Source organism: Paenibacillus pasadenensis (assembly GCF_002864175.1).
GTDB classification, from domain to species: domain Bacteria; phylum Bacillota; class Bacilli; order Paenibacillales; family Paenibacillaceae; genus Paenibacillus_O; species Paenibacillus_O pasadenensis.
The window spans coordinates 139890-156771 of the sequence record NZ_NFEZ01000001.1 but is presented as its reverse complement, the minus strand read 5'-3'; the positions used below and the strand labels follow the sequence as shown (position 1 = coordinate 156771).

Annotated in this window: 12 protein-coding genes and 1 pseudogene; 7 read left to right on the top strand and 6 right to left on the bottom strand. The window is 66.5% G+C overall.

Annotated features, from left to right (window positions below; translation table 11 throughout):
- Window positions 1–137: 137 nt before the first annotated feature.
- Window positions 138–2081, top strand: coding sequence for a sensor histidine kinase (locus tag B8V81_RS00755; protein ID WP_101807414.1), 1944 nt, complete (start codon window positions 138–140; stop codon window positions 2079–2081).
- On the opposite strand, the gene B8V81_RS00750 is transcribed toward B8V81_RS00755, so the two are convergent.
- On the bottom strand, window positions 2070–2306 hold the full coding sequence (locus tag B8V81_RS00750; RefSeq protein WP_101807413.1) for an NHLP leader peptide family RiPP precursor: 237 nt from the start codon (window positions 2304–2306) through the stop codon (window positions 2070–2072). The two genes, B8V81_RS00755 and B8V81_RS00750, sit on opposite strands and share 12 nt — an antisense overlap.
- A gap of 69 nt (window positions 2307–2375) precedes the next feature.
- A complete protein-coding gene (locus tag B8V81_RS00745; RefSeq protein WP_101807412.1) occupies window positions 2376–3344 on the bottom strand; it encodes a hypothetical protein in 969 nt (322 codons plus the stop codon).
- A 180-nt stretch (window positions 3345–3524) separates the two neighbouring features.
- Here B8V81_RS00745 and B8V81_RS00740 point away from each other — a divergent pair, with 180 nt between their 5' ends.
- Complete coding sequence (locus B8V81_RS00740) at window positions 3525–4223, top strand: glycosyltransferase family 2 protein (protein ID WP_101807411.1); 699 nt, start codon at window positions 3525–3527, stop codon at window positions 4221–4223.
- Window positions 4224–4233: 10 nt separating this feature from the next.
- Here the strand turns inward: B8V81_RS00740 and B8V81_RS00735 are convergent, their stop codons facing one another.
- Window positions 4234–6741 (bottom strand): ATP-binding cassette domain-containing protein, encoded by a 2508-nt coding sequence (locus tag B8V81_RS00735; RefSeq protein ID WP_101807410.1) that lies wholly within the window; start codon window positions 6739–6741, stop codon window positions 4234–4236.
- A gap of 214 nt (window positions 6742–6955) precedes the next feature.
- Here B8V81_RS00735 and B8V81_RS00730 point away from each other — a divergent pair, with 214 nt between their 5' ends.
- Window positions 6956–7393, top strand: coding sequence for a MarR family transcriptional regulator (locus B8V81_RS00730; protein ID WP_180968365.1), 438 nt, complete (start codon window positions 6956–6958; stop codon window positions 7391–7393).
- Between the two features lie 143 nt (window positions 7394–7536).
- On the opposite strand, the pseudogene B8V81_RS00725 reads toward B8V81_RS00730, so the two are convergent.
- Window positions 7537–8715 (bottom strand): annotated as a pseudogene (locus B8V81_RS00725) (oxalate decarboxylase family bicupin).
- 403 nt (window positions 8716–9118) lie between these two features.
- Between B8V81_RS00725 and B8V81_RS00720 the strand changes: the two are divergent.
- From B8V81_RS00720 to B8V81_RS00710, 3 genes are all read left to right on the top strand, one after another.
- On the top strand, window positions 9119–9904 hold the full coding sequence (locus B8V81_RS00720; protein WP_101807408.1) for a transcriptional regulator: 786 nt from the start codon (window positions 9119–9121) through the stop codon (window positions 9902–9904).
- 107 nt (window positions 9905–10011) lie between these two features.
- Window positions 10012–13263, top strand: coding sequence for an S-layer homology domain-containing protein (locus B8V81_RS00715; RefSeq protein WP_101807407.1), 3252 nt, complete (start codon window positions 10012–10014; stop codon window positions 13261–13263).
- Window positions 13264–13550: 287 nt separating this feature from the next.
- The gene (locus B8V81_RS00710) at window positions 13551–14024 is read left to right on the top strand and encodes a hypothetical protein (RefSeq protein ID WP_101807406.1); all 474 of its coding nucleotides are present in this window, start codon (window positions 13551–13553) and stop codon (window positions 14022–14024) included.
- A 28-nt stretch (window positions 14025–14052) separates the two neighbouring features.
- Here the strand turns inward: B8V81_RS00710 and B8V81_RS00705 are convergent, their stop codons facing one another.
- Entirely contained in the window at window positions 14053–14640 is a 588-nt protein-coding gene (locus B8V81_RS00705; protein ID WP_244912679.1) for a TetR/AcrR family transcriptional regulator, read from the bottom strand.
- 160 nt (window positions 14641–14800) lie between these two features.
- Here B8V81_RS00705 and B8V81_RS00700 point away from each other — a divergent pair, with 160 nt between their 5' ends.
- Window positions 14801–15559, top strand: coding sequence for an SDR family oxidoreductase (locus tag B8V81_RS00700; protein WP_101807404.1), 759 nt, complete (start codon window positions 14801–14803; stop codon window positions 15557–15559).
- 321 nt (window positions 15560–15880) lie between these two features.
- Here the strand turns inward: B8V81_RS00700 and B8V81_RS00695 are convergent, their stop codons facing one another.
- On the bottom strand, window positions 15881–16789 hold the full coding sequence (locus B8V81_RS00695) for a 3-hydroxyacyl-CoA dehydrogenase (protein WP_101807403.1): 909 nt from the start codon (window positions 16787–16789) through the stop codon (window positions 15881–15883).
- Between the last annotated feature and the right edge of the window lie 93 nt (window positions 16790–16882).

The following is a 16882-nucleotide window of genomic DNA, read 5'->3' as shown; positions in this document are numbered from 1 at the left end:
CGAATTTTCCACCTCTAGCTAACGGTTTCCATATTGGAAAATTCCTACAACATTCAACGCGAAAATTGTCGAATCTTGCGGACTAATCTCACAAGACGCGGTATAATCCGAGTAGAATCCATTCCTCGGAGGAATCTATGAAAACGCTTCGACTACGTCTCTTCCCAGCCCTGGCCGTCCTCGCCCTGCTGGCGGGATGGTTCAGCGGGCCTTCCCTTATATCGGCCGCCGCTGACGACGCCCCGGCCGCCCGAACGTCCCTCGACCGCTGGCAGGTGCTGCCCATCGCGGCCGACGGCATGCCCGGCACCGCTCCGCCTGCAGACGCCGACTGGCAGGACGCCGAGCTCAGCGAGCCGCGCGTCGAGCTGCCGAAGGGCGCCCAGGGCGTCTGGATCCGCCTCCAGGTGCCTGCGACGGAGCCGTGGCACCGCCCCGGCCTGCTGGCTGGACGGATGTACGGCATGGACGTGCAGGTGTACGAAGGCGGCGAGCTCCTCTTCGAGTCGAACCGCGACTTCGACTTCGACCAGAGCCGCCTGCTCATGCCGCTGGACGCGAAGCCGCAAGAGACGGTGCTCGACGTCCGCATCCTCAATAAGGGCGAGCGGGCCGGCTTCCTGACGCCGCCGCAGCTGGGCGAGTTCGACGAGCTCGACCGCGGCTACATCCGCAAGGAGCTGCCTAGCCTGCTGCTCGGCGTCTCGGTCGTCTTTCTCGCGGCGATCATGTTCATCTGCTCGAGCTTCCTCAGCCGCCGCCAGCGCGGCTTCTGGATCTCGCTCTGCCTGATCGCGCTGTCCGCCGGACTGCTGATCGCCGCCTATTCGCCGCTCCTGTATATCTACTTCCCGGAGGCGGCCCCGGTGTTCCTGGCCTGCTTCGAGCTGTCGCTGTTCACGATGTTCCCCGCGCTCGGCTACTTCGTGAACGAGGCGCTGGAGCGCAAGTCGCCGCGGTTCCAGCGCTTCACGCGCTGGCAGACGTACTACTCGGCGTTCGGCGTGCTCTCCTTCATCGCGTACCGGCTGTCGGACGGCGCGCTGTACGGGTTCTACTCGATCGTCTCGGTCGTGGCGGTCGGCCTGCTCATGCTCGTGCAGATGATCTGGATCTCGGTGCTCGCCATCGCCCATACGCGCCAAGGCGACCGCCAGGCGCGCATCCTGTCGCTCGGGCTGCTGGCCTTCGCCGTGTCCAGCGCCGTCGACCTGATCCTGTATTATGCCAGCGGCAAAAGCTACGTCCTCTTCCTCTGGAAGCTCGGCATCATCGCCCTCATCTTCTCGCTGGTCGTCATCCTCGCGCGGCGCGTCTCGTCCGACTACAAGACGCTGGTGTCCTACTCCAGGCAGCTGGAGCAGTTCAACCTGTCGCTCGAGCGCACGGAGAAGCTCAAGATCATCAGCGACCTCGCCGCATCCGTCGCGCATGAGGTGCGCAACCCGCTGCAGGTGACGCGCGGCTTCCTCCAGCTGCTCTCCAAGAAGGAGGACGCCCAGAGCCAGGACTACATCACGATCGCCGTCAGCGAGCTGGACCGCGCGGCCGAGATCATCACCGACTTCCTCACCTTCGCCAAGCCGGAGCTCGAGGTCGTCTCCCGGCTCGAGCTGTGCGACCTGCTGGATCAGCTGGAGCTCATCATGGGACCGCATGCGTCCATGCACGGAGGCCGGCTGACGATCGTATCCGAGGAAGGCATGGCGATCATGGGCAGCGCGTCCAAGCTCAAGCAGGCGCTGATCAACCTCATCAAGAACAGCGTGGAGGCGTTCGGCGAGGAAGGGTTCGTCGAGCTGACCGCGCGCGCCGAAGGCGGAGAAGCCGTGCTGCGGCTGAAGGACAATGGCGAGGGCATGGACAAGGAGCTGCTGGCCAAGCTCGGCGTGCCTTATTTCTCGACCAAGACCAAGGGCACCGGCCTCGGCACGATGGTGACGATGCGGATCATCGAGGTGATGAACGGCAGCATCGTCTTCCGCAGCGAAAAAGGAAAGGGAACCGAAGTGACGATCCGGTTCCCTCTTGCAGGCGATATCGCGGCGGCCCAGACGGCCGCGGCAGCTCTACCAGACTAGCTCGACGTCGCCGTCTGCGCTCGCCGCATCCTCCGGATTCGGAGGCAGCACCAGGTAGAAGTGCTTGTCTTCCTCGGCCACGGCCGTCAAGTTGATGTCGTCCGGCAGCTCGACGCCGAAGGCGTCCTTGATGGCGGTTTTCGGATCGGCCAGCAGCTGCTGCTTGAAGGCCTCGTCCTGCCAGGCTTTCTGAATGATCTGAACTTTCAACGATTGGGAAGACATGCGATCACGGCCTCTCGGAGGGTATGGGTCATTCTTCCCATAATCTATCACATATTATGAAAATAGTCCCTATAATTCTAGTCGGTTCGACAGAAAATGAGAGAATCCCCCTTCGACGGCCAGCTTGCTGGCCGTTTGGCGCATCTTCCGGGCGTCCGCCTCGACGCCGGCAAGCACCGCCTGGTGGAATCCGGCCAGCCCCGGCGGCGCTTCGAGCCGCTCTTCCAGCTCTTCCCGATGGTCCCGCGCGAGCTTTGCCAGCCGCTCCACCGCCCCGAACTGGTAGGCCGCCCGCCGCACGAGCCGCTCCTCCAGCGGCTGCTCCTCCGGCAGCGCCGGCTCCAGCGCCCTCCTCGCCAGCGTCAGGAAGGCGTTCGACCGCTCCTCGCCCGCGGCCAGATCGTCCCGCCAGTCGGACCAGTCGTCGGCGAGCTGCAGCGACGCGAGCGCCAGCTCCGCCGCCTGCTCCGCGCCGGCGATGCGCTCCGGCCGGCCCGCCGCCAGCCAGACGGCGGCCGCCCCGATCTTCACCGGCGCGGACTTGGCCGCCAGGGCGGCCGCATCCTGGGGCTCGGCCCGGTGCCGCCCTTCCTGCGACACGGCCTGCGCCCATTCGCCCGTATAGGCCCGGTAGCGGCTCCACAGCTCGGCCGTGCCGGGCACGGCGCGCTCGTACCGCTCCAGGAACAAGCTGTGCAGCAGCTGTCCCGCCGCCAGCGCCTCCTTTGGCCCGAGTCCGATCTCGTCCCCGTCCATCACGTCGTCCAGCAGGAAGTAATGCAGCATCATATAGACGCTGCCGACGGCCAGCTCGCGGCTGACGTCAGGGCGCAGGCCCGCCTGCTCTCCCGTCCAGACGGGCAGCAGGTAAGCGATGAAGTTCGCTCCTCCCTCTCGGGCCGACGGGTCCGCCCGGTCGATCAGCTGCCGCAGGATGCCGCACAGCGGCTCCGGACAAGCCGCCGTTCCCTCCCGCGCCTGCGCGAAGACCGCGGCGGATTCCCGCTTGGCGCTTTCCAGGCTCCATTCGATCGACATCGTCCCGACTCCCCTTCTCCTGTCTCGTCGCCAGCCGGCGGACGCGATCCGCCGGCCTTGCTCCCTTGGAGCATCCCACATTTCCTGCGCTTTGGAAAGAGGGCCCGCTCCGCCCGTTCGGCGGACGGATGAAGATCGCCCTTCATATACTGGCAAAAACCAGTGAAGGAGCCTGCTGCCATGCTTCCCGGCGTCTCGATCATCGCCTGCACGAACCGGCCGGAGTTCTTCGCGAACATCCTCGCCAACTACAAGCGCCAGCGCTACGCCCGCAAAGAGCTCATCATCATCGTCAACCTCGACTCGGCCGACATCCGCCGGCTGCGGCGCGAGGCGAGCCGGCTGCCCCATGTCTCGGTGTACCGCGTTCCCGAACGCGTCTCGCTCGGCCAATGCCTGAACTGCGGCATCTCCCGCGCCAAGCATGAGCTGATCGCCAAGCTCGACCACGACGACTACTATTCCCCCGGCTACCTGCGCGAGCAGGTGAAGGAGCTCCGGCGCACCCGCAGCTCCGTCGTCGGCAAGCATTCCTGCCTCGTCTACCTGGAGGCCAGCCGGCAGCTGCTCGTCCGCTCGCCCCGGGAGAGGGACAAGGAAGCCGACTTCGTCCAGGGAGGCACGATCCTGTTCCATCGGCGCGTGCTCAAGGACGTCCGCTTCCCGGACCGCTCCCTCGGCGAGGACGTCCGCTTCCTGCGCAGCTGCAAGAGCAAGGGCCACCGCATCCGCGCCACCTCGCCGTATCGGTACGTCTACATTCGGCGCAAGGACAAGGGAACCCATACGTGGCGGGTCGGCGACCGGTTCTACCGGAAAGGAAGCCGGCTGGTGGCCGTGACCGGCAATTACCGTCCGTACGCCGACCGCGAGGCTTGAAGCAAGCGGATCAGCGCGCCTCGGCCAGCTGGCCTTTCAAGAACGCTCCCGTAAACGAGCCCGGAGCCTCCGCCACCTGCTGCGGCGTGCCCGAAGCGATCAGCCGTCCTCCGGCCGCTCCGCCCTCGGGGCCGATATCGAGCACCCAGTCGGCCTCGCGCACCAGCTCCATGCTGTGCTCGACGACGACGACCGTATGCCCCGCCTCCACCAGCTTGTCCAGCAGGCGGCGCAGGCGCATGATGTCCGTCGGATGGAGGCCGGCGGTAGGCTCGTCGAGCAGATACAGCGCAGGCTTCTTGGCCGGCTTGCTCAGCTCCCGGGCGAGCCGGATGCGCTGTCCTTCGCCGCCGGACAGCGTCTTGACCGACTGGCCCCACTTCAGATACCCCAGTCCCACCTCGCACAGCGTCGCCGCCAGCCCCGCCATCTTGGACTCGCTCTCCAGCACCGGCAGGCTCTCCTCGACCGACAGGTCGAGCAGATCCGAGATCGAGTGCCCCCGGAAGCGCACGCTCAGCACTTCCTGCGCGAACCGCTTGCCCTTGCACGCCGGACAGCGAACCTCGAGGTTCGGCAGGAAGTCCAGCTCGACGGAGAGCGTGCCGAGCCCCTGGCAGCGCTCGCAGCGCCCTCCCGGCGTATTGAAGGAGAAATGCTTCGCCCCGAGTCCGGCCGCCTTCGCCTCCGGCAAGCCGGCGAACAGCTGGCGCAGCGGCGTATACAGGTCGGTGTAGGTCGCGACGCTGGAGCGCTGCATGCGCACGAGCGGCGACTGGTCCATGAGGGCGATGCCGCCGACCTTCTCCAGGCCTTCGATCGCCTCCCAGCCCTTCTCGCCCTCCGGCGCCTCATCGAACGCCCGGTCCAGCACGTCGAACACGAGCGTCGACTTGCCGGAGCCCGATACGCCGGTGACGGCAACGAGGCTGCCGAGCGGGAACGAGGCTTCCGCGATGTCGAGGTTGCGCACGCTCGCTCCCCGGATCGTCACCCGCCCGCGGGAGTCCGAACGCGGCTCGCGCGGGCTGAAGCCCGATCGCTCCGCCCGCAGATAGGCTCCCGTGACCGACGTTCCGCTCGCCATCAGCTCCTCGAGCGTGCCTTGGCCGACGATCTGGCCGCCATGCTGGCCCGCTCCGGGACCGATGTCGATGAGATGGTCGGCCGCCCGCATCATCTCGACGTCATGCTCGATGACGAGCACCGTATTGCCGAGATCGCGCAGCTGCCGCAGCACGCCGATCAGGCCGGCCGTATCGCGCGGATGCAGGCCTGTCGTGGGCTCGTCCAGGATATAGAGCACGCCGGTCAGGCCCGACCCGAGCAGCGTCGCCAGCCGCAGCCGCTGCGCCTCGCCGCCGGACAGCGTGGTCGTCTGGCGATCCAGCGACAGATAGCCGAGCCCGACGTCCACGATGCGCTGCAGCCGCTTCGGCATCTCCGCCAGCACCGGCTCCACATACGGACGAGCCGCATCCGGCAGCTCCCGGAGCCGCAGCTGCGCCCATTCCTGCACCCTTCCGAGCGGCCAGCCGGTCACCTCCGTGATGGAGGCGCCGGCTACCGTCACCCGCCGGACCTCTTCCTTGAGCTTGGCTCCGCCGCAGTCCGGGCAGACGCCCTCGCGGAAGAAGCCGTCCTTGTCGGCATATCCGCCTTCCGCTTCCTTTTCCCGATAGCGCCGCCACAGCCCCGGGATGACGCCCTCGAACTTCGTCCCCTGCGCCGGCTTTACGTTCGGATAATGGCGCTTGAACGCCTCGCTCTCCACCCCGTAGTACAGCAGGTCCCGCTGCGCCTCGCCGTACTCCCCGATCGGTTGGTCCGGGTCGAAGGCGAAGCCGAAGTGCTTGCCCGCGGCCACGAGGATCTTGGTCTGGATGTCGCGATGCACGCCTGTGAGCGAGGCGACGCCGCCCTCCCTCAGGCTGAGCTCCGGCCGGAACACGGCCGCCTCATGGATCGTCGTCACGCGGCCGAGGCCGCCGCAGCAAGCGCAGGCTCCTTCGGGCTTGTTGAACGAGAAATGCGGCATGCCCAGCTTTTCCAGCTCGACGCCGCAATGCGGACAAGCCTCGACCTGCCTGGCGCCCCGCTCCTCCTCCTCGTCCGGAGCGGCCGCCTGCGGCTCGAAGGTCGAATGGATGGCGCCGCCGCAGGAAGGACAGCTCCGCTCGCCGAGCCGCGCGAACAGGAACCGGACATGCGTGTACAGATCCGTCGCCGTGCCGACCGTCGAGCGCGGATTGCGGCCTGCCGAGTGCTGGGCGATGCGGATCGAGGGCGACAAGCCCTCGATCGAGTCCACTTTGGGCTTGCCGACGGAGTCCGACGCCATGCCCATCGACTCCATGTACTGCCGCTGGCATTCCCTTTGCAGCGTATCCATCGCGAGCGTCGACTTGCCCGAGCCCGACGGGCCGGTCAGGACGACCAGCTTGTTCTTGGGGATGTCGAGCGAGAGGTTCTTGAGATTGTTCTCTCGCGCGCCCCGTATCCGTATCGTATCGTTCATTGCCGCACCTCCTGCGTCGATTTTCTCCGTTCCGACGGACGAACGGCACGCTTTCCGCCCTTTGCAACCCGTCCGCCGATCCGGTATGATGAATTTATCTTGTTCAGCTAATATCTTGACTATCGAGATATTCACAGCCTAGAGGGGAGGCAAGCTTTTGTCAAGCGAGCGCAACGATTCCATCATCGATCCGAAGGAGCGGTTCACCCTGCTCATGAGGGGGCTCGGCACGCGCAGCGTCCAGTACCAGCACAACGTCGCCGCGTTTCTGGGCCTCTACAACAACGACTTCATTTCCATCGATATCCTGCGGGAAAAGGGGCCGATCACGGCAGGCGAGCTGTCCAAGCTGACCGGGCTCGCGACCGGCAGCGTCACCGCGCTGATCGACCGGCTCGAAAAGAGCGGGTACGTCCGCCGCGAGCAGGACCCGCGCGATCGGCGGAAGGTCATCATCGTCCCGATCTATGAGGAGCGGGAGGAGGTCGGAATGGCCTATGCGTCGCTCCACCGCGCCATGACGGACCTGGCGGGCTCGTACTCGGAGGAGGAGCTCGCGATGGTCTCGCGCTTTCTCGGGGAGGCGAGCGCCGTCATCGAGGAGCAGATCGAGCGGCTGAGCGAGATGACGCGCTCGCGGCGGGAGTCCTAGAGCCCGGCCGAATCCAAAAAAAGCGGCAGCCCCGATCCGGGCTGCCGTTCGTTCGGGACGGAGCGTTCCCGCTTGGTCCGCTCCCGCTCTGCGCCTCCGGCTTCCCGTGCCGGTTCCCGGAGCCTTGCCGCCGCTCCCCTTGCTCAGCTCTCCGGCTGCGGCGGAGAAGCGACGACCGGCTGCTGGATCGGATCGAGCGCGTCGATCAGCCCGCGGCCGACATGCAGGTTGGACTCGACGAGCGCGGGAGGCGTGAGCGCCAGCCACTGGCTCAGCGATACGTCCGCGAAGCGGTCGCTGCGGAACAGCTCCAGGAACCAGATCGAGTCGGTCCCCGTGTTCTGGATGTAGTGTCCATAGGCCAAAGGCACATACCCGACGTCCCCCGCCCGCACGTTGTACGTCCGCGCCGCCCCGTTGCCGGCGAATGCGGTCATCCGGCCTTGGCCGGACAGGTAGTACTGCCACTCGTCCGCGTTCGGATGCCAGTGCAGCTCCCGCATCGCGCCCGGCTTGATCTCGACGAGCGCGGCCGCGATCTTCCTGGAGATGCGGAAGTTCGACGAATCGGCGATGCGGACGGTGCCGCCGGAGCTGACGAGCGGAGCCTGCGCCAGGAGACGGTGCGAGAAGGGCAGCGGCACGCTCCCGTACGGCGACTGCACGCGCTGCGTCTCGATCGGGCCGGGCACGGGGGCTTCATAGATGTAGACCTGCTCCTTGGGCAGATGGCGGAACGTATCTTGCGGCACGCCGAAGTTGGCGGCCAGCACCTCGCGCGGCGTATGGGCCGCCCAGTCCGAGACGGAGAGCGTGTTCAGGTCGGAGAACTGCCCGTCGTCGAAGACGAGCAGGAACTCCGCTCCGCGCTCCAGTCCCTGGATCGAGTGCGGCAGTCCCGGAGGAAAATACCACAGGTCGCCCTGCCCGATATCGGCGATCGTATTGCGCCCCTGGGCGTCGACCGCCGTGATGCGGGCGCTGCCGCAGATCAGGAACGCCCACTCCGCCTGCTGATGCCAGTGGAGCTCGCGCACGCCTCCCGGCTTCAGATACATGTTGACCCCGGCCAGCTCCGTGGCGGCCGGCAGCTCGCGGGCGGTCACCTCGCGGGACCAGCCCCCGCGGCTGAGCTGCATATGCGCATCCGAGAACGAATACACCAGATTGGGCAGCAGCCCGTTGTCGGTGACCGGGGGCACGAGCTAGTCCGGGTTCTCCAGATCGCGCCAGATGTCGCGCGGACCGGCATCGATGCCTCCCGCGCCGTCGGCCCGGATCGGCTGCGGAACCGGGATCCCTCTTTTCGGCTTTTCGCTCAACTCCACTCCCGCCTTTCCCTTGCCTCCCTTACGATATGCCCGGATGGCTTCCCGCACGACTTCGCCATCAGACGTCAATTCCTAGAAATCGAATAGGATTAATCATTTTGGTATTGACATCGACCTTGCGCTTCGATAGGATGGGGCTTAACCGCACATCGCATTTGAATCGACTGGACAGCCGGAGGTTCGACCCATCGCAGGAGACTGCGCTTGGCGTCGGACTTTTTTTTATGGACCCGTCAAGAGCAAGGGGGATGCCATCGAGGAACAGACAGAAGATATGCCGATCAATTTTCGAATCGACTGGACCGCCAGAGATTCGGCGAAACGCTCCGAGCGTTTTTGCCGAGTCTTCTTTTTTTTGGTTGCCAGACACCCACAGAGAGGATGGTTGATTCACATGAACAAATGGACGATTTCAACGGCGGCGGGGGTTCTTCTCTTCGCCGGCCTGTTTTACGCCGCGGTCGCCTTGGACGACAAAAAGCCCGGCGCCCTGGAGGGCACGGCTGCCGCAGCGACGCCGGCGGCGGGAAGCCAGGACGCCGCAGCCGGCCAAGCGGCAGCCGTGACGGACAGTGCCGCGCAGCAGACGGCTGCCGTGACGGAGGCCGCCGGTACCGCATCCGAGCCGCAAGCCTCGGCAGCGCCGGCAGAAGCGCCAGCCGCAGAGGCGGCGCCAGCGGCGGAAACGGCTGCCGCGCCTGCGGCCGAGCCGTCCGCGGCGCCAGCGGCGGAGCAAGCCGCCGCCAAGCCGGCTGCCGAGACGAAGCAGACGGCACCGGCGGCGACGGCCGCTCCGAACGCGAAGACGGCCGCTGCCGCAGCAAAGGCGCCGGCCGCGGAGCAAGCGGCCGCCGTCAAGGCTGCCGCTCCATCCGCCAAGCCGCAAGCGACCGCCAAGCCGGCTGCCGCCGCTCCGTCCGCGAAGCCGGCCGCCGCTGCCAAACCGGCCGCCGCGTCAGCTCCGTCCGCAGCCCCGGCGCAGCCGCAAGCGGCCGCCGAGCCTGAACCGTCCGCAGCCCCGGCCAAGTCGGTCACGTTCACGACGACCGAAGCGGCCAAGGCCAAGCCGACCGCCGCGCCGGCGGCCGCTCCAAGCGCGCCGGCTTCATCCGAGCCTGCGGCTCCGGCGGCGTCCGAGCCGGCTTCGGCGCTCGGCGGCAGCGAAGAAATCTGCCCGTAACGTTCTCCATCCGACGCCGCGACAGCCGATGACGACGGGCCTGCGGAAGCAGGCCCGCCCTGCTTCGCCCTTTTCCCGCTATCTATCCTTCGACCGAGGTGCATCCCATGACCAGAACCTGGACCTTCCGTTCCTCCCTATCCATCCTGCTCGCGCTCGTGCTGCTGGCCCTGCCGGCCCTGCCGGCCGGGACCGCGTCCGCAGCCGAAGCCGGCGTCTCTGCCGCAAGCGCCGCTCCCGCCTCCTCCGTCGACTCGTTCGATTACTTCAGCCGCGTCTACGGGGAGCTGAACGACCCGAACCACGTCCTCAAGACGGCGACGTATGAGGACATCGCGCATCTGTTCGACAGCGAAGGCCGCTTCGCGGTGCTGTTCGGCGGCTCCTGGAGCGCCGAGACGCAAGGCAGCATCGGCTACATCAACGAGGTGGCCAAGCAGTACGGCGTGAAGACGCTGTACAACTTCGACACGAAGCTCGACGGCGACCGGCTGGACATCGCCGACAGCGCCAGCCCGTATGCGTACAAGTACGTGGATCTCGTGAACAAGTACCTGAAGAACCTCTCCCTGTACGACAAGAACGATCCGAGCCTCAACGTCAGCTACACGAACGGCGCGGGCGAGAAAGTGGCCGCCAACAAGGTCGCGGCTCCTTTCCTGTTCGTCTACGACAAGAGCCATGTGGACGCGCAAGGCAGCCCGGCGCCTATCGTCGCTTTCCTCAACGGAGGCAAGTCCCGCAGCGAGCTCGAGACCGGCGGCACGCTCGATCCTGCCAAGGTCGACGCCTTCAAGAACGAGCTCCGCCACGTATTCTCCGCGGCGGGCAGCTTCAGCGCCTATGACGAGTCGGCCTACATCAAGGACGCCTTCAACCGCAACTACCTCGGCGAGAACCCCGGCAAGCCGGCGATCTTCACGGAAGGCGACGGTCCGCTCGTCTACGAGCATGTGACCTACCACCAGCTGAAGCAGATCCTCGCCAGCGACGGCAACTACGTGTTCCTGTTCGGCGGCTCCTGGTGCCCGAACACGCAGGCGATCATCAAGTATGCCGACGCGTACGCCAAGACGTACGGCGTGGACAAGATCTATTTCTTCGACACCAAGCTCGACGGCGGCCTGATCGTCGGCGACCCGGCCAACAACACCGGCGCCGACGGCAAGGCGACTCCGCCGAACCCGCATTACAACAACGAGCTGCAGATCCGCACGACCAACCATCCGTACGCCAAGCTGTACGTCGACCTGGTCCGCACGTACCTGACCAACATCAAGACGGAGAACAACACCGCCGCCAATCCGTCCGTCATCAGCTACGTGGATGAGAACGGCCAGACGGTCAAGGGCGACCGCCTGCAGGTGCCTTACCTGTTCGCCTACAACAAGAGCAACGTCGACGCGGACGGCAAAGCCGCGCCGATCCTCGGCCACGTCGAGCTGATGTACTCCTGGACCAACATCCAGCCGGACTACGCCAGCAGCGGCTACGCGGTCGGCGCGCGCTACACGAACTCGATCCTCGCGCTCAAGTCGCTGTACTCCCGGCTCCAAAGCGTGCCGCAAGGACTGAGCGCGGCTCCTCCGTCGGCTCCGGGAGCCGCAGACGGGCGCATCGACGGCGCAGCCGGAAAAGCGCTGGAATACAAGGCCGCTGCCGACTCCGACTATCGTCCGGTCGACGGGGACCGCATCTCCGGCCTGGCCCCGGGCGCTTACCAGGTGCGCTATGCGGCCAAGCCGGGCTATCAGGGACCGACGACGCCGGCCGGGGCCAAAGCGATCCCGTACGCGGCCGGACCCTCCATCACCGTCACCGTCCCGGCCTATGGCCAGCAGGCGCCTCCGTCGGGCCTGACCGGCGTCGCGCCGACGACTCCGGACAACAAGGACGGGCGGATTACGGGCACGACGGCCGCCCAGCAGTACAAGCTGTCCACCGTCTCCGACTATGTCTACGCCACGGACCGCGAGACGGCCGGCCTCGCGCCGGGCACCTATCAGGTCCGCTTCGCCGCCAAGGAAGGCTACAAGGCGAGCCCGGCGACCGAGGTCGTCGTGCCGGCCTACGCCGCGCCTTCGACAGGCGGCCCTTCCGGCGGGACGCCTTCCGTGCCGACCGCTCCACCGGCCGAGGAGAAGCCTTCGGTCGAGACAGCGGAATCCGGCAACACCGTGACGGCGACAGCATCCGCCAAGGCAGCGGTCGACGCGTCGGGCAGCGTGACGACGGCGACCATCGACGCCGACGTGCTGGCCGGCCTGAAGGAAGCCGCTCAAAAAGCGGAAGCCGCAGGCAAGCAGGCCGTCATCCGGATCCGGATCGATGCCGCAGCCGGAACGAAGACCGCCCAGCTGACGCTTGACCGGGCTTCGTTCGACGCCATCGCCGCCGCGACGAAAGCCTCGATCCGCATCGAGGCGGCAGGCTTCGCCAGCGTCGCCTTCGACGCGGCTGCCGTCCGCTCCGTCAGCGAGGCGGCGGATCGCGGAGCGATCTCCTTGTCGGTCGCCCGCGTCTCGCTCGGCGAGGAAGGCAAGGCCGTGCTCGGCGACCGGCCGGTCTACGAGCTCTCGATCTCCGCCGGCGCCAGCCCGGTCTCCTCCTTCGGCGGAGGCAAAGCCAAGGTCGTCGTTCCTTACGCCCTGCAAAGCGGAGAAGACCGCAACGCGATCCTCGTCTACGCCATCACGGAAAGCGGCGAGCTGGCCGCGCTGCGCGGCGGCTTCAGCGCCTCCGGCGGCTCCGTGAGCTTCGAGACGGGACATTTCTCGGCGTTCATCGTCGCGCACAACAAGGTCGCGTTCTCCGACGTCGCTTCCTCCTCCTGGTACGGCGACGCGGTCGGCTATCTGGCCGCCCGCGGCATCGCGGCCGGCACCGACAGCAGCCGCTTCAGTCCGGACGCGGCCGTGACCCGAGGCCAGTTCGCCGTGCTGCTGCTCAAGGCGCTCGGCATCGAGCCGGAAGCGGCCGGAGCCGACAACTTCGTGGATGCGGGCTCCGCCTACTACACCGGCTACCTGGCTGCGGCCAAGAAGCTCGGCATCGCGGCCGGCTCCGGCGACAACCGCTTCCTGCCGAATCAGAGCATCACGCGCCAGGAGCTGTTCACGCTGCTGTACCGCTCGCTGGACACGCTGGGCGAGCTTGGCGGGCCGCCGCAGGCCGAAGGCGGATCGGCTCTGTCCGGCTTCGCGGACGCGGGCCAAGTGTCCGTCTACGCGCAGGAAGCGCTGCAGGCGTTGACGCGCAGCGGCCTCGTCCAAGGCAGCGGCGGCAAGCTGGAGCCGAAAGCCCCGACGACGCGCGCCCAGGCGGCGCAGGTGCTGTACAACCTGCTGTCGACCCCGTAGTCCCTTCCCCTCTCCCCCCTCCGAACCGCTTCTTCCGAAGCGGCCCGGAGGGGGGTTCGCGTTTCAACCTTCTGGACCAGGCGTACGGCCAAGCCTACTGGGCCTATGAAGAGCAAGCGCGCAGCGGGCTGGAGCCGGGCGAGTACGCCGCTTACCTCGTCCGCGACCCGGATGTTGACGACAGGCAGGTCCGCTTCGCCTATCAGCCGCTCCCGCAGGGCAGCCTCGACGAGCTTCGGCTCGAAGCCGAGCGGACCGGAGGTCCGGCCTTCTCTCCGCCTCGCGCCTTGCCGGACGGCTACCGCTTCGACTCCGGCTATCTCCTTCCGTCGGCGCCTGCGGATCCGGCCCTGCTCGCCTCGCTTGGCGAGGAGCTGGCCCTTCAGGCCGAGGGAGCTGCTGCGGACGACGAGATCGCGGTGCGGAAGCTGGACCGGCCGGCACCGGATTCCGTCCTGCTCCGCTACACGAACGGCAGCGACGAGCTCCGCCTGATCGTGACGAAGCAGGATCCCGCCCTGACCAAGACGACCGTCATGCAGAACGAGCAGGATGCCGCGGAGAAGCTGACGGTCGGCGGGACGGAGGCGTTCTACATCCGCGCCGGCGAAGGCGAGCGCGCCCTGGATGCGGGACGCAACCGCCTCGGCTGGATCGACGCGGACAAGAACCTGCGGTTCTACCTGTTCGATACGAATGCGAACACGCTGGGCAAGGCCGACTTCGAACGGCTCGCCCAGGACCTGATCGCCCGCAACTGATGCCGTCCCGCCCGCGGACCGCGGCCGCCTACGTCGGCGGCCGCGTCTGCAGCTCGTCCGGACGGAAGCGGATGATCTTGACCAGCTGCTCCTGCATGTAGGCCGGGGAGCGCGCGAAGCCGCTCTCGATCCAGTGGAACAGGATGCCGAGCAGGCCGTGGATGGAATAGTCCGCGAGCAGCTCGGCATCGATGCCGTCCAGCTCCGGCACCAGCTCGCGGGAGGAGATGTCCCTCAGCGCCCGGAACATCTTCTCGCGCAGCGCGGGCATGACCTGGCTGCGGGTCAGGATGCCGTAGGTCGGCGCATGCTCCATGAAGTGGTCGAAGATCTTCACCGAGCCCGGCGGCAGCTGATGCACGCGGAACACCTCCGTCTGCTCGTACGGATAGCGGAACGCCTCCAGCAGCCCCTCGATGAGATCGTTCAGGATGTCCTCGAGCAGCGCTTCCTTGTTGTCGTAATGCTTGTAGAACGTCCCCCGGTTGTACCCGGACGTCTGCACGATCTCCGTGATCGTGACCGACTCGAATTCCTTGCCCTCCAGCAGCCGGAGCAGCGCCTGCTTGAGAGCCGTCTTGCTGCGCGCGACGCGCGGATCCACTTTTCCAGCCATCTCCATCCTCGCTTTCGTCAACAAGCGCTTCCATCTTGTTCATTAGTGGACAAAAGCGCCTGTTTTACGGATATCCAGGTCCCTTCTCCCGTATTATACTGAAGGCGTCACCTGTATGGTTAGTCAACATCTATTCATAAATGCGAAGGAGGACTTCGGAATGAAGCTGAATGGAAAAGTAGCCGTCGTCACGGGAGCCGCATCGGGCATGGGCAAGGCGATCGCCGAGCTGTACGCCGCCGAGGGAGCGAAGGTCGTCGTCAGCGACCTGCGCCTGGAGGCCGCGCAGGCGGTCGTGGCGGAGATCGAGGGCAAAGGCGGACAAGCGCTGGCCGTCGCCGCCAACGTCGCCAAGGAAGAGGACGTGCAGGCGCTGATCGACGCTGCGGTCGAGACATTCGGCACCGTCGACATCCTCGTCAACAACGCCGGCATCATGGACGGCTTCGTGCCGGCCGGCGACCTGACGGACGAGCTGTGGGAGCGCGTCTTCGCGGTCAACGCGACCGGCCCGATGCGCACCGTGCGCAAGGTGCTGCCGATCTTCCTGGAGAAGGAAAGCGGCGTCATCGTCAACATCGCCTCGGCCGGCGGCCTGAACGGCTCGCGCGCAGGCGCGGCGTACACCGCGTCCAAGCATGCCGTCGTCGGCTTCACCAAGAACGTCGGCTTCCAGTACGCGACGAAGGGCATCCGCTGCAACGGCATCGCGCCGGGCGGCGTGCAGACGAACATCAGCGCCACGATGGGCCAGCCGAACGAGTTCGGCATGAGCCGCGCGATGGCCGGCATGGGCATCAACCCGCGCGTCGGCACGGCGGAGGAGATCGCCAAGGTCGCGCTGTTCCTCGGTTCCGACGAGTCCAGCTTCGTCAACGGCACGGTCATCGCGGCCGACGCCGGCTGGACGGCTTACTAAGCCGAGCTAGGGGCGGGCCTGCACCGCATTCCGTGCGAGCCTGCATCCTATTTCAGGCGGGCCTGGTTCGCATTTCGGGCGGGCCTGCATCCTATTTCAGGCGGGCCTGGTTCACATTCCGGGCCTGCACCGCATTCCGCGCACGGCCGCAGCCGAACGCTGCCCCCCTGCTATCCGCCCGCCAAAAAGGGGCTGTTCCGAAAGGTCCATGGAATGGATCTGACGGACAGCCCCTTTTGGGCGCTTTCGCGGCGCGTTCAGGCATGGATCAGCCGGCAAAGCGGTTCCGGCATGTTCCTCGGAGAAGGAACGGCTTCAGCATCAGTCGGAATCCGCGCTCAGGAAGTCCGGGCGAGCGAAGCTCGGGTCCGGGTAGCGGTAGAAGCCTTCTCCAGTCTCCCGGCCGAGCCGGTTCTGGTCGATATAGTCGCGCTTGAGCTTGTCCGCGACGGCCTGGTAGAGCGGGTCGCCGGTCGCCTTCGCCTTGGCGAGGCCGATGTTGTAGGCGGTGTTGATGCCGACGACGTCGAGGATGGCGAACGGGCCGAGCGGCGCTCCGGTCGCCGCCATCCACGTCTTGTCGATCGTCTCGGCGTCGGCGACCTCCTTGACGAGCAGCAGCTGGGCGGCGTCGAGCAGCGGCACGAGCAGCGAGTTGAGGATGTAGCCGGGCTGCTCCTTGCGCAGCGGCAGCGCGATCATGCCGATCTTCTTGGCGAAGCCGACGACCGCCCCGAACACACCCTCGTCCGTGCCGGGATGGCCCATGATCTCGGCGGTGTTGTTTTTCCAGATCTCGTTGGCGAAATGCAGCGCCAGAAACTTCTCCGGCCGCCCTGTCGCTTCGGCGAACTGGCTCGGCAGCAGCGTCGAGGAGTTGGTCGCGAACACGGTGTGCAGCGGCGCGACCGCCCCGAGCCGGCGGTAGAAGTCCGTCTTGATGTCGACGACTTCCGGCACCGCCTCGATGACGAGATCGGCGTGCTCCACCGCCTTGGCCAGGTCGCTCTGGAACGCCATGCGTCCGCAGGCGTCGTCCACCTCCTGCTGCGAAGCGCCAAGATCCGCCATGTAGCGCGGCTTCAGCGCCTCGATGCGCTCCTTCGCCTTGGCCAGCGCCTCGTCGCTGATGTCGTACACGGTCACGTCGAACCGCTTGAACGCGGCCTGGAACGCGATCTGGCTGCCCAGCACGCCGCTGCCCGCGACGGTGATGCGGCTGAAGCTCATCGTTCATCGTCTCCCTTGTCTGGAATATAGGAGTAAGATGGCCGAAAAAAGAGCGGCTCATCCGCCGATGAGCCGCCTGTCCAAGGCACATAT

Bases quoted from the DNA above. Each gene is read 5' to 3' on its own strand.
- B8V81_RS00755 (WP_101807414.1), top strand. From the start codon at position 138: ATGAAAACGCTTCGACTACGTCTCTTCCCAGCCCTGGCCGTCCTCGCC.
- B8V81_RS00750 (WP_101807413.1), bottom strand. From the start codon at position 2,306: ATGTCTTCCCAATCGTTGAAAGTTCAGATCATTCAGAAAGCCTGGCAG.
- B8V81_RS00745 (WP_101807412.1), bottom strand. From the start codon at position 3,344: ATGTCGATCGAATGGAGCCTGGAAAGCGCCAAGCGGGAATCCGCCGCG.
- B8V81_RS00740 (WP_101807411.1), top strand. From the start codon at position 3,525: ATGCTTCCCGGCGTCTCGATCATCGCCTGCACGAACCGGCCGGAGTTC.
- B8V81_RS00735 (WP_101807410.1), bottom strand. From the start codon at position 6,741: ATGAACGATACGATACGGATACGGGGCGCGCGAGAGAACAATCTCAAG.
- B8V81_RS00730 (WP_180968365.1), top strand. From the start codon at position 6,956: ATGAGGGGGCTCGGCACGCGCAGCGTCCAGTACCAGCACAACGTCGCC.
- B8V81_RS00720 (WP_101807408.1), top strand. From the start codon at position 9,119: ATGAACAAATGGACGATTTCAACGGCGGCGGGGGTTCTTCTCTTCGCC.
- B8V81_RS00715 (WP_101807407.1), top strand. From the start codon at position 10,012: ATGACCAGAACCTGGACCTTCCGTTCCTCCCTATCCATCCTGCTCGCG.
- B8V81_RS00705 (WP_244912679.1), bottom strand. From the start codon at position 14,640: ATGGCTGGAAAAGTGGATCCGCGCGTCGCGCGCAGCAAGACGGCTCTC.
- B8V81_RS00700 (WP_101807404.1), top strand. From the start codon at position 14,801: ATGAAGCTGAATGGAAAAGTAGCCGTCGTCACGGGAGCCGCATCGGGC.
- B8V81_RS00695 (WP_101807403.1), bottom strand. From the start codon at position 16,789: ATGAGCTTCAGCCGCATCACCGTCGCGGGCAGCGGCGTGCTGGGCAGC.